Origin of the sequence: Halomonas sp. A3H3 (assembly GCF_000982975.1) — a bacterium.
Classification (GTDB): domain Bacteria; phylum Pseudomonadota; class Gammaproteobacteria; order Pseudomonadales; family Halomonadaceae; genus Vreelandella; species Vreelandella titanicae.
On the sequence record NZ_HG423343.1, the window covers coordinates 706,586 to 718,835 of the forward strand.

The 12,250-nt window shown below is 54.8% G+C and carries 10 protein-coding genes; 1 reads left to right on the top strand and 9 read right to left on the bottom strand.

What is annotated here, in order from left to right; translation table 11 throughout:
• Positions 1 to 6 precede the first annotated feature (6 nt).
• Entirely contained in the window at positions 7 to 1,188 is a 1,182-nt protein-coding gene (locus HALA3H3_RS03000; RefSeq protein ID WP_053857122.1) for an AAA family ATPase, read from the bottom strand.
• Between the two features lie 467 nt (positions 1,189 to 1,655).
• Here HALA3H3_RS03000 and HALA3H3_RS27045 point away from each other — a divergent pair, with 467 nt between their 5' ends.
• A complete protein-coding gene (locus HALA3H3_RS27045) occupies positions 1,656 to 1,826 on the top strand; it encodes a hypothetical protein (protein ID WP_022519819.1) in 171 nt (56 codons plus the stop codon).
• A gap of 513 nt (positions 1,827 to 2,339) precedes the next feature.
• Here HALA3H3_RS27045 and HALA3H3_RS03005 read toward each other — a convergent pair.
• The 8 genes from HALA3H3_RS03005 to HALA3H3_RS03040 all read right to left on the bottom strand — a co-directional run.
• Positions 2,340 to 5,495, bottom strand: a complete 3,156-nt coding sequence (locus HALA3H3_RS03005) for an efflux RND transporter permease subunit (protein WP_022519820.1) — start codon at positions 5,493 to 5,495, stop codon at positions 2,340 to 2,342.
• Between the two features lie 3 nt (positions 5,496 to 5,498).
• Positions 5,499 to 6,596 (bottom strand): efflux RND transporter periplasmic adaptor subunit, encoded by a 1,098-nt coding sequence (locus tag HALA3H3_RS03010; RefSeq protein WP_022519821.1) that lies wholly within the window; start codon positions 6,594 to 6,596, stop codon positions 5,499 to 5,501.
• 88 nt (positions 6,597 to 6,684) lie between these two features.
• On the bottom strand, positions 6,685 to 7,302 hold the full coding sequence (locus HALA3H3_RS03015) for a class I SAM-dependent methyltransferase (protein ID WP_022519822.1): 618 nt from the start codon (positions 7,300 to 7,302) through the stop codon (positions 6,685 to 6,687).
• Positions 7,303 to 8,285: 983 nt separating this feature from the next.
• Entirely contained in the window at positions 8,286 to 9,437 is a 1,152-nt protein-coding gene (locus HALA3H3_RS03020; RefSeq protein ID WP_022519823.1) for an alpha/beta hydrolase, read from the bottom strand.
• Between the two features lie 130 nt (positions 9,438 to 9,567).
• Positions 9,568 to 9,993 carry a Rid family hydrolase gene (locus tag HALA3H3_RS03025; protein ID WP_022519824.1) on the bottom strand — a complete coding sequence of 142 codons (426 nt, stop codon included), beginning with the start codon at positions 9,991 to 9,993 and terminating at the stop codon, positions 9,568 to 9,570.
• 49 nt (positions 9,994 to 10,042) lie between these two features.
• Positions 10,043 to 11,407 (bottom strand): ATP-binding protein, encoded by a 1,365-nt coding sequence (locus HALA3H3_RS03030; protein ID WP_022519825.1) that lies wholly within the window; start codon positions 11,405 to 11,407, stop codon positions 10,043 to 10,045.
• Positions 11,376 to 12,062: a response regulator transcription factor gene (locus HALA3H3_RS03035; RefSeq protein WP_022519826.1), complete on the bottom strand. Its 687-nt coding sequence runs from the start codon at positions 12,060 to 12,062 to the stop codon at positions 11,376 to 11,378. Before HALA3H3_RS03035 ends, HALA3H3_RS03030 begins: the two co-directional genes overlap by 32 nt.
• On the bottom strand, positions 12,062 to 12,250 hold a 189-nt coding region (locus HALA3H3_RS03040; protein WP_144410445.1), incomplete at its 5' end, for a MipA/OmpV family protein. The genes HALA3H3_RS03035 and HALA3H3_RS03040, both read right to left, overlap by 1 nt.

Consider the following 12,250-nt stretch of genomic DNA (forward strand, 5'->3'; position numbering starts at 1 on the left):
TTCTGCTTAATCCGCCCACTGCCAGGGCGGTTCATCTAGCCACCCCTGGCCTAGGATAACGGTCTCACCAAACTCTTTATCCAGCGCGATAGAGTTACAGGCCTGATCTTGCTCCAGTGTTGCCACTAAGCGTGGCGCGTGGGAGACCACCCACACCTGGGTTTCCCTCGATGCACGGATAATCAGGCGGCCCAAGGCGGGAAGCAAATCCGGATGTAGACTGGTTTCTGGCTCATTCAACACTAGCAAGGAAGGCGGCCTGGGTGTGAGCAGCGCCGCCACCAGCAACAGATAGCGAAGCGTGCCGTCTGATAGTTCGGACTGGTTTAAGGGGCGCAACAGCCCCTTTTGTAGAAACTGCAGTAGAAAGCGATTCCCAGCGTCGGCTTCAAAATTAATAGTGGCGCCGAGAAAGGCATCTTCAATCGTCTCGTACAACGCCTCGCGGTCGCCGATCTCGTGGATAGTTCGCAATGCGGCCACTAGGCTGAGGCCATCGTGATCCAGCACCGTGGTGCGGGTACCGATTTGCGGTGTGCGGATGAGGGAATTTGGATCGGTTCGGAACTGATCGTAGAAGCGCCAATGACGAATGGCTTGCCGAACAGCATGGACTTCAGGCACGGCGACGGGGTCACTGATTTCGTTCAAAATGCTTTCGTAGCTATTAAGGTGGGCATCGTAAACCTGCCATTTACGACCTGCACGCACTTTGACCACAGACCCAACGCGGTCAATCAAGCAGCTACTGGGTCGGCAGACATCGCCTGCCCAAATGCATTCCCGCTTGATCTCGGGGTCGAACTGGAACATGGACGGATCTTGGTAGCCCGCAAAGCCCTGAGAGGCGGGCATCCCCAATGAAATGGCGTAGCCGAAATCTTCACCCACAAAACCCAGCCTAAGCCGAGGACTGTTTCTCTTGGCAGTGCCCTCGATGGGATTGGAGCCGTCTCTCATGCCTCTGGTGAGTTTTTCTGGACCTGCCCAGAAGGTGTAATCAAGCCCACCTTCTTGAGCAATCGAGGAGATAAGATTGCCTTTGGTGGTCTCCGCCAGTAACCGCAGCGCTTTGTATAGGTTGGACTTGCCGCACCCGTTGGGCCCCGTCACAACATTGAGACTCGACAGGGGAGAAACAATTTTTTTCAAGCTGCGGTAGTTGGATACGGCAAAGGTGTTGATCATAGGCTCTGCGGCGTTGGGGGCTGGCTGCTCTGAGCAGCGTGAAAATAACAGTTTAGCCCCAAGTGCCCCCTCACTAGAAGACATCGATAGCTGGAGATCTTAAGTGCCAATTGAGAGGTGGAATGTTCATATCCTCGATTTCGGTGAGGGTTTTGGTCGGCAGTTGCCTTTATTCTGTACTAGCTGTCTGACGAGAGTTTCATGCGGGCATCACTTCTTCTCAGTATTAAAAGATTCTCGTAAATATACCGAAAGACTGGATCAGGCAAGAACGAAAGAGTATTTGGCATTCTGATCCGTTCATTTTGAATCTATCATTCATATGCTGATGAAGCGACTAGAAAACCAAGCCTTCTTCTCTAAAAGAGCTAATTAACTCACATGTAGGAAATTAGAGGGGGAAGCGATCCATGAGGTTGCTTTTAGCTCAGTAGGTTGATCGAGTAGTTAAACGTAAGGAGTGAATCATGAAATTTTTAAATGCGGCCTTAATCATTGCATTACTGCTTTCTTCAGGCGTAGCACTTGCTGAAAGAGGCTCGGATGAAGATAACAGGATTGTTTATTCTGGATCGACATCTACAGATAGCGGTAACCAGGACATTCCGGCCTCCCAGGTGCTTTCTGACAACCCTTGAACAGAGCTAAGTAGGTCAGTTGTAGGTAGTGTGTTTTGATGTGAATTAAAGTCATTGAAACTGCTCGGTGGCATGTGGATTTTAAATTAATCACATGTCACAGGGTTGGTCGAGTGATGGCTAGTTATTTAAGGATAAGGAGTAAATTATGAAGATTTTAAATGCAGCCTAAATGGTTATATTAGTACTTTTGTCAGGTGAAAAATCCGCTGAGAGAGGTTCCGATGAAGATGCAGAGATTTCTTATCTCGAGTCAATGTCTTCGCAACAAGCGAAAGGAGTTTTTTATTATCTGAAACGCTGGTTATAAAGCTTTAAGCGAACTATTGATTTTGATGTAGACAATAATGCCGGGCGGGCCTAGTTATTTTAGGCCCGCCCGTTTATTTTCAGGCTTCCATTTGATTCGGTAAGGTTGAGATTTTACGCTACCTCCTAGGGCTGCAGTCTCAATAGCCAAGCACAACATTTACCCCATTAGGTGAAGTGTTGCTTTGTCCAGCCCCGCGCCTTTCATGGTGTTGAGCGTTGAGCCCTGCGTGATAATACCCACCCGGCAATATTTCGGTGCCCGCTTATGGCGGCTACCATCAAACTGGGCAGGAAAGTCAGCGTGACGATGGTGGAGAACGCGATGCCAAACATCACGATGGCGCCCAGGCCACGGTAGAGTTCTGTGCCCGCCCCGGGAATCAGTACCAGAGGAGCGATACCGAAGATGGTGGTCAGGCTGGACATCAGGATCGCGCGCAGACGGATATTGACCGCATCGTCGACTGCCGCGACGATGGATTCCGCGCCTTCTTCCAGCCGCTTGTAGGTTTCCTGAACGATCAGGATCGGATTGTTGACGACGGAGCCGAGTAATACCAGAAAACCGAGCAGTGTGATCATATCGAAAGGCTGGTGGATGCCAAACGGAGCGCCGAGGCCGTTGAGTATCGCCAGGCCAAGAATCCCGCCCGCGAGCCCCAAAGGAATCGTGGCCATGACGAATAACGGCCGCCCCCAGTGGCGGAAAATCGCCACGAGCATCAGATAGCACAACAGCACCGCGATCATGAAATTACCCGAGACTGCTTCGCGGGTGGCTTGCAACTGGTCGCTGGCACCGGTGATATCTATCGAGACGCCGTGCGGGATCTCACCGTCACTGCGCATAGCCCCGATCAACTCGTTTTCCACGCGTTCGACGCCCGTTTCCAGCGCCACCGAGCGCGGCGGTACGATATTCAGCGTCACTGTGCGGCGACCGTCCAGCCGTCGAATGCTGTCGGTATCGACGGACTCGTTCAGATCGGCCAGCGCGGAAAGCGGCAGCACGTCGCCAGACGGTGTGGCAATGGGCAGGTCACCCAGGCGCTCTGCCCGCTGATCGCTACCCGCGCTGCTGAATAGGTAGATGTCGACCCGACGGTCATCCAGGATCATTTGGTCGGCAAACGCACCATCGCTTAGCGCCGCCACGGAATAGCCAAAGCGCTCAGCGTCGAGCCCGACTTCCACCAGACGCTCCCACCGAGGCTGGATCTCCAGCAATAACTGATCCAGGCTGAGTGAGCTGGGTTCGGAACCAATCTGCGCGTCGTCGAACAGTGCTCCTGCGCGGGCATAGGCAAGGCTCGCAACCTGATAGATCTCGGCAAGATCAGAGCCGGAAATGTCCATGTTGATACTGCGCGTACCGCCATCGTTGGTGGAGATGATGGAGCCCCGTGAGGCGAATGCGCGCATGCCCGGCCAGGCCGTAAAGCGTGCCTCGAGGGCGCCCATTAATGCTTCCAGATCGGTTGGATCTTTCGGATCGGTAATGACACGAATGCCCTGGGCATCGACGAACATGGCGAAGAAGCGCAGTGCGGGCATATTCGTTTCGCCACGGTGGAAGCGTGCCGGTTCGTCATCAAGACGCTGCTGCAGCTCCGGGATTAGCTCCTGCGCGATGGATTCCATCTCCGTCAGGTTGTAGCCCGGCGGCGCGATCATGTTAGAGAAGATGCGCGCCTCTTCGCCTTCCGGCAAGTACTCCGCCGGAGGGGTTAGCCACACCACGACCCATGCCGACAAGCCAAGCATGCCGAGTAGAATCATCACGCGCCGTATCGGATGGCGATAGGCGCGGGTGATCCAGCGGCCGATGCGGTCAAAGGCGCCGTCCTCGACGGTAACTCCTGGCTGGATTGCCGGTAGCAGTCGTGCCGCCATCGCCGGTAGCACGGTCACCGCAACGGCCATCGACGCAAGAATAGAAGAGGAAATCGCAATCGCGATATCCGAATAGAGCTGTCCGGCTTCCTCCTGAATGAACAGCGTGGGGGCAAATACCAGGACTGACGTAAGCGTGCTCGCCATGACCGCCGTCCAGACCCGGCGCACACCCGCCACTGCGGCATCGAAGGGTTTCAGGCCGCGTCGTCGTGCTTGATCGATGCTTTCGAGGACGACGATGGTGTTGTCGAGCGTCATGCCGATGGCAAACGCTACGCCGGCCAATGAGATAACGTTCAGCGTCCGGCCTGCGAGTAACAGGCCGATAAAGGCGGCGATCGTACAGACCGGTATGGCAATCACCCCGACAAAGGTGCTGCGCGCCGAACGCAGGAAGGCAAACATTATCAGTGTTGCCAGCAGTGTCCCGAGTAAAAGGTTATTCCAGACGTTGGCGACCGAGTCTTCAACGTAGCGCGCATCTTCGTTGATCAGCGTCATTTCAAGACCCAGCGGCGCCAGAATCTCGTCGCTGATCGCCTCGACTTCCGGCAGTACGGCATACTTGGTCTGGACGACATTCGATCCCGTTTCGCGGCGCACCGCCAGGATCAGTGAAGGTAGGCCGTTATAGAATGCCTGGGTACGCATTTCATGGTGACTGAGCCGGATATTGGCCAGTTCGGAGAGCCGCATCAAGGCGCCCTGGCGCTCGGCAATGATCAACTCGCCCATATCGGCGGGCTCGTGGAAGCGGCCGATCGTGCGTGCCATCACACTGCGCTTTCCACTGTCCAGGTCGCCCGCTGAACTGTCGACGTTACGGGTCTGTAGTGCATTGCGAACATCGGTCATGTCGAGCCCGCGTTCGGCCAAACGGTACGGATCGATTTCTACCCGCACCTGTCGTGCTTCCGCGCCCCATATTTCCACGAGCGAAACACCATTGACGCGCTCCATACGGGGGCGCACCTCATCCTCCAGAAAGTTGCGCATCATCGCCAGATCGAGATTTTCCCCACTCTCTGCATGTGGCCCGATGCGGAAATACATGAAAGGTTCGTCCGAGGAAGAGACTGTCGTCAGGGCGGGGGCATCGACATTTTCAGGGTAGCTGGATACTTGGCTAAGCGCGTTGTTGGTGCGTATCAGCGCTTCATTAATGTCGACGCCGAAGGGAAACTCCAGCTCAATACTGGCTTGGCCGATGCTGGCGGTGGAAACCATTCGTTGGAGATTGGGCAAGGTGCGGAGGTATTGTTCCTGCTCGATAAGGATCTCTTGCTCCACGTCACGGGGAGACGCCCCAGGCCAGCTTGTCTCCACGCTGATGGTGCGTACTTCCAGGTCGGGAATCATCTGAACCGGTACCCGCAGTGCAGCAGTGATCCCCAGCAAGCACAGGATCAGAACCGCGACGGCAATCAGGGTGCTGTGGTGAATAACGCGTCCGAAATCCATGTGTTAACGCTCCACCACTTCTACGGACTGACCGTCGGTCAAGGCCTCGTTGCCTCGGGTGACGACCGGATCGCCCTGGCGCAGGGTGTCGCCTGCAACGGCGACCTGACCGCCCTGTTCATACAGAATTTGCACCTGGCGCCGGCGGGCGATGCGTTCATCGTCTGTGTTATCGACGATGTAGACGCTGTGACTACCATCCGGTTGGCGCAGCAACGCATCGCGACTGATGGCCAACGTATCGGTTGCTTGCGGGGGTAAAGAAATTTCTGCTCGGGCGGAGGTGCCAGGAAGTAATCGACCCTGTGGATCGTTTACCAGTAGGCGAAGTAGAAAGGTTCTCGCCTCGGGGTCGGTGACGGGAACCCGTGCAATGATCTGCGCTGGCAATGGGGTGTCATCCAGCGTATCGGCATATACTTGCGCTTGTGCCTGCTCATCTAGCTGCCCAAATCGCTCTTGGGGCACTTGCACATCCAGACGTATACGATCAATCGTGACTAACGATAACACCGGCGTTCCCCGTTGCACCCATTCGCCAACTTCGGTGAGTTTTTCGGCGACGACGCCTGGGAAGGGGGCTGGCAAACTGTGCCGTTCAACCAGTTCTTCCTGCTCTCGTGTGGCTGCTTGAGCGGAGGCTGCCGATGCCCGTGCTAGATTTAGCGCGGCAACACGCGATGCGACCTCTGTTGCGGGGATGGCCTGATGTTCAGCGAGCCGCTGTGCCTCATTTACCAAGCGTTCAGCCTCTCGCACCGAGGCGTTTGCCTCTTCCTCCTGAGCGCGAGCACGCGTGAGCGCCTGTTGTGCAAGGGCCGGGTCGAGTTCGAGGAGTAGCTGTCCGGTCTCAACATGATCACCCGCTTCAACATGCACGCGTGCCACGAGTCCGTCCGCGCGAGGGGAGAGACGTGTCTGGCGCTCAGCGGTTAGGGTGCCCGTAAGCGACAACTGCTCGCCTAACGTCGCCAGTTCCGCTGGTACCGCTGAGACAGGTACGGCAGCACGCTCATTGTCACTTATATTATCGTCAGCAGGGGTGCCACAGGCGGTCAGCAGAAAACAGGCGAATCCAGAAAGCCAGAATTTGATGGTCATTGTCATCCTCTCCGGCCATCCTCTGCTAGGAGAAAAGCCATCAGTGGGTTCCGATTACTGTGAATGGAGTAGTGCAGATGACACTCCGTCATCGCACGCTGATGCGCTCACCGCTAGCGGCAGGACGAGGCTTACGTCGGACGATACGGTAGACGGTAGCGGGAGGGACGTTTACGAGTATGCGACCGACACGCATTGCTTTCAGCCCAAGACGATCGAGCAGCGTTCGTGGGATCGGGCAACGGGGGCCATAAGTGAACTGATAGAAAGATCCTTCGGGCCGCATTTTGGCAAAAGCACCGTCCAGAATGGCGATCATCTTGCGTGGAGACATTGACAGCATGGGCAACCCACTGACGACAGCACCGGCATGTGCCCCGTCGAAAAACTCAACTTCGTGTAGCCGTGAAGCCTCAATACAAAATGTGTGAGCATGCCCGAAGCGATGCTGTAGCTTGGTAACGAATGCCGCGTCATTCTCGATTAATGCTATGTTTTTCTGGTCGATACCACGCTCAATGAGTGCGTGTGTAAAGACACCCGTCCCCGGTCCAAGCTCGATGATCAGGCCCGTATCCGTAGATATTTCCGAGGTGATAAGGTTGGCCAGCGCTCGACCAGAAGGCATGAGCGCACCAATACTCAGTGGGTTAAAGAGCCAAGCCTTGAAGAATAAAAATGTATCGGAAAGGTTTCTAAGTTCCATAGCTTTTCTAAACTCTTCCAAAGGATCGAAGACGGCAGCATCTGCGAAGGCTATCGATTGTTACCAAGACCCTGCCTACTATTAATACTTCGCTGCTCTCTATATGTGATTATCTCTGCTTACCGAGCCGGGCTATCAAAACTTTTCGCTGGAAATGAAAAGTAAGCCATGGTTATGCCCACAATGTGTCAAGAATTGGGTATTTTGTAGCAAGGTGCATCAAGACAACTAAAGCGCGGTAAATGTTGCTGAAGCCACACAGCTACTTATCCACCGGAGGAGAGTTCTATTGCGAATGGTCGAGACCAAACTCATCTAATGCTAAGCAGTGGTTTCAGGCGAATGATGATTGGCGGTCGGGGGGGGGGAGCGGCACATTGAAAGAAAAGAGACTGTCTTTGACTTACCGAGTGAGTTTCCTCCGGCTTGCGAGTGACACGGTGCTGCTACCTGTCTCTTCCAGCAAGTATATTCGAGGGGCTGCTTTTCTCAGATTCTGCGGCCAAGTCGTTATTAATGATTAATTCGTCATTTGATATTCAGCACAGCAATTAAGAAGTGGATTAGGCCAACAAAAATATAACTAAAAGAGCCCCTACGCCTGCCACTCCTATTGTATTGGTGCACTCTAGTATCTCATCCTCAATATCACTCAGTAGCCAAGCTGTAGTGCTTTTTGATTTTATTTTGGAAAAGATTAAGGCCGTAGTGCTAGCTTCAACGCTGAAGACGGCAATGACGCTTTCAATTGATCCAGCATTAAGAAGCATCAGCAGTTAACGTTATTGTAATGCGTAAAGCAAAGCACTGTGAATGGCTTAGTGTTCCAGGGGATTCCGGGAACCAAATATTTGAGAATGACGTTTTCTCTTTCATGTATAGCGTTACAAAAAAATGCTTGGATAGTGAAAGTATAGATATAACCATTTTATTGCACCTATTCTCCATGAGCCCCGAAAAGCTCAGCCGGGGAGGGACGTCGATTAGTCTCCTGTTACCTCGCGAATACCATCGAGGAGGTCGTAAAAATAGGGATTCCAGGTCAGGCGAGCGTGGTATTTTTCCGCGTCGCTCTGTCCCCATGCGCCGAACCAGAGGGCGTTGGTGTCATCGGGTGGCGCGAGACCGTCCTGGCCGTTTTCCAGCATAAGATAGCTACCCGCTTGGCCGTAATAAGTATTCTCGGGCGCAAACAGCACATTCATGTGGGAGAAGGTGCTAATGCGCTGATCGGGTAGGTGACTGATAAAAGCGGTGACGCGGGAATCGTCAAGGTGTTGTGGTGGATCGCCGTACCAGATGAAGCGCGATTGTTGGTTGGGAAAGCGGTTTTGAAAGGCAATGAGCGTCGCGTTGGGGTCAAGGACACTATCATGTTGACTCATCGTCATCAGGACAGGTTTATTAAAGTGTGAGGTTTTGAGATTTTTTTGCACGGTACTGACCGAGTGATAATAGAGCGAGGCCCCTCGCGCAGGAAATGATTGGTAAGTGACGATATTGTCTTCATCATCGATATCGAGCCAGTCCCATAAATAGGAAATGGTCGGGGCGAGAAATAGATAGTGGGTATCGGGGTAAAATCCAGGAGAAAACAGCAGCAGGCCATCGACATTGTCGTCTGTGAACGCATGGGAGGTGACCAGGTTGCCGCCGGTTGAGAAACCGCCAAGCCAAAGCTCATCGACCTCGGCTGCCAGCAGTTTGGCGTGATGGGCAATTATTTTTTCCCAATCATCATTATCAGGCAGCATAAGATCGGCAGGGCGTGTGCCGTGGCCAGGCAGAAGAATGGAGCGAACCAGCCAGCCGTCATTCGCCATGGCGGTGGCGATATCGATGAAATACCACGGGCTTGCGCCCAGTCCATGCACTAACAGGATACCGCGTTTGGCCGGTTTATCAGGGCGGAGTTCGAACGGCGTATTGAGCTGTATTTCAAGGTCGCGGTCGTCACTGATGAAAGCGCGGTTATCCGCAATCCATGCACGTGTTTCGCGCACATATTGATCGAAACTCTCCTGATCATAGCGGGGCAGGTTTTCTGAGGGTTGAAAACCCGGCGAATCCGGTGGCACGGCGCAGGAAGCCAGCAAGAAAAGTGTGAAAAGTAGAACGTTCAGGCGGCTAATCATGAAACCCTCTCTGTAGGTGCTTGCCTCTGACAGAGAGCCACAAATGTGCTCCCCCTTATTTAGAATGATCGGGCAACCGGGCGGTGCGGTGTTTAACGAGCAGCGTTATTATTTCGACGGTTACGGTCATTTAGCTGTTTAAAGCAAACCCCGGCAGCACTGCCTCGGCCTCGATAGCGATTAACCATTCTGGTTCGGCAAGGCCGTGCACAATCAACCAAGTAGCAGCCGGCGGGGCGGTGGGGAAACGATGCTTCAGCGCCTCCATTACCACTTGCTGGTCGTAGCGAGCGGATTCGGCTAAGTAGATTCTCAACATCACCACCCGCAAGAGATCGCCGCCGAGGCTTGATAGCAATCGTTCGATATTGTTCAGCGCTGCTTCGGTCTGCTCGGGAAGTTCGGGGCCCGCTAAATGGCCTTCGGTATCGACCCCTACCTGGCTGGACATCAGCACCCGGGAGCCCCCCTGAACTAATACGGCTTGGCTGTGACCTTCGATCAAGGTATCGGGCAGGTTGGGCGGATTTAGGGGCTTGCGTCTTAAGATTTGCATGACCACCTCGTTGATAAGTGATGTAGGGCGCTGTTTGCAGGGATTAACCCTAGGCTTCTTTGCGTAGCGTCATGATCAACCCGGGATGGGCGTTGTGAGCCGAAAGCACCCAGCCGTGTGCCATGGCGATTTCCTGGCAGATGGCCAGCCCCAAACCAGCACCATGGTCGCGTCGATGTGCACCTCGCCAGAAACGAGAGAACAGCAGAGACAGCTGTTCAGGCTCGACGCCAGACCCTCGGTCACGCACGGTTATCGTATTGCTCTGGATTTCCATGCTGACGAGAGTCTGCGCGGGGGCATGCTGGATGGCGTTCTCCAGCAAGTTCTTGAGCAGAGTGAAGCATGCCCCGTGATCAGCCTTCCATGTCACCCCTTGATCCGCGGCAAGCACCGTTAAATGCACATCGGCGGACTCCGCCATGCGTTGCAAGTAGATGGAAGCTTCGTGGGCGATGTCGTGCATTCGAACAACGCTAAACTGGTAGTTGTGCGCCTCGCTAGCTTCGGCCAGAAGTAGCAGTTGTTGCACCTGGCGGGTCATGTACTCGACATCGCTCAATAGCGCCTTGCGGTCATTTCGCCCTTCCTCGAGCAACTCAACCTGCCCGCGGATCAGCGCCAGGGGCGTTTTTAACTCGTGGGCCGCGTGGCCGAGAAACTCCTGCTGCAGGCGATAACCCCGCTCAAGGCGTTCCAGAGCGTGATTGAAGCTATGTACCAGCGGGGCAATTTCCACAGGCACGGCGTCCGTATCGAGCCGGGCGTCTATAGAGCGCGGCGAGATAGCCGCCGCCGATTTGGAAACATCGCGCAGCGGCTTGAGGGTTAAGCGCAAGGTAATGTAGGCGCATAGACCGAAGGCAACGAACATGACAAAGCCAAACACCAGTACGCCCGCTGCCACCAGTGGAAAGGCGACGAGATAGAGGACATCAACGAATCTTGAACTGGCGACGAACTGCAGATACCACGTTCTTTCACCATGCTCAAAGGGCTCCGTGGCACCGTAGAAAGTTCTGTCGTCATACTCAAAGGAAAAGGTGCCCCGCGCCAAACGTAGAACCTCGCCGTCGGCTGGCCAGAAAGCTTCTCTGGCACTCGAGGTCACCGCCACGTTCCCGGCATCATCCAGAATACGGTACGCCGTTTCGGGTTGTGGGCCTTCGTATAGCCAAGCGCGGTCGTCCATGCTGGCGTCGAAACCAACGGGCCGGCCACGACTGTCGAACTCGACATTGTCCACCAGCCCATCGGCCGCGTCGGCCATATCCATACGAGGCAGTAGATCGCTCTGAAGCACCACTGCTGCGGCAATTACCAGCAGTGTGATACTCAGCACCATACCTGCCAAATAGGCCAGCAGCACCTTCAGCCTCAGGCTATTGAGCGTCATCCGCTTGACGAAGCGCATATCCCATCCCTCTCACGTTGGCGATCCGCTGGCGCGAACCGATGGCAAGCAGCTTGCGGCGTAAACGGTGCAGGGCGACATCCAAGGCGTTCGGTGTCACCGCCTCGCATAGCCCCCAGGCCGCTGCTTCCAGCGCGCTGCGGCGAACTACCTCATCGTGCTTATATAACAGCAACTGCATGATGTGCAGCTCCGCCGGGGCGAGGGTAATGCTCTTGTCGCCGCTAAACAGAACGCCGCTTTCCGTATGCAGCCTCAGGTCGCCGTGAATGGGGTCGATTGAATGGAATTCCGCAGGGCGGCGTAGCAAGGCACGGACACGTGCCACCATCTCATCCATGGCAAACGGCTTGGGGAGGTAGTCGTCGGCACCGGCTTCGAGGCCTTCTAGCCTGTCATGCAGCGCATCGCGAGCCGTTAACACCAGGCAGGGCACGCTAAGGCCCGCGTTGCGCAACTTCTTGAGCAATAGCAGCCCATCGCCATCCGGCAAGCCACGATCGAGTACCAGTGCCTGGTAGGGCATCTGCTGAACGGCAGCCCAAGCCGAATCGATGCGGTCGACCACATCAACGCCGATACCGGCGTCCACCAGCCCTTTGCACATCAAGTGGGCTAGCCGGTCATGATCCTCGATCAGTAGTATGCGGCTCATCAGAAGGTATAAAGATAGCCAACTAACACGGCGTTTTGGGTCGAACGATCCACCAGTGGGCTATCTTTGATTTCGTTCGCCAGGCTCGTGACCTCAACACCTAACAGCACAGAGTGATGCTGGTCAAACTGGTACACGCCGCGCACCCCCGCCTCGATATTGGTAGCCGACTCTCCCTTATAGGCGGG

Coding starts and splice junctions, on each gene's coding strand:
- HALA3H3_RS03020 (WP_022519823.1), bottom strand. CDS start 9,437: ATGATTAGCCGCCTGAACGTTCTACTTTTCACACTTTTCTTGCTGGCT.
- HALA3H3_RS03015 (WP_022519822.1), bottom strand. CDS start 7,302: ATGGAACTTAGAAACCTTTCCGATACATTTTTATTCTTCAAGGCTTGG.
- HALA3H3_RS03010 (WP_022519821.1), bottom strand. CDS start 6,596: ATGACCATCAAATTCTGGCTTTCTGGATTCGCCTGTTTTCTGCTGACC.
- HALA3H3_RS03030 (WP_022519825.1), bottom strand. CDS start 11,407: ATGCGCTTCGTCAAGCGGATGACGCTCAATAGCCTGAGGCTGAAGGTG.
- HALA3H3_RS27045 (WP_022519819.1), top strand. CDS start 1,656: ATGAAATTTTTAAATGCGGCCTTAATCATTGCATTACTGCTTTCTTCA.
- HALA3H3_RS03000 (WP_053857122.1), bottom strand. CDS start 1,188: ATGATCAACACCTTTGCCGTATCCAACTACCGCAGCTTGAAAAAAATT.
- HALA3H3_RS03035 (WP_022519826.1), bottom strand. CDS start 12,062: ATGAGCCGCATACTACTGATCGAGGATCATGACCGGCTAGCCCACTTG.
- HALA3H3_RS03025 (WP_022519824.1), bottom strand. CDS start 9,993: ATGCAAATCTTAAGACGCAAGCCCCTAAATCCGCCCAACCTGCCCGAT.
- HALA3H3_RS03005 (WP_022519820.1), bottom strand. CDS start 5,495: ATGGATTTCGGACGCGTTATTCACCACAGCACCCTGATTGCCGTCGCG.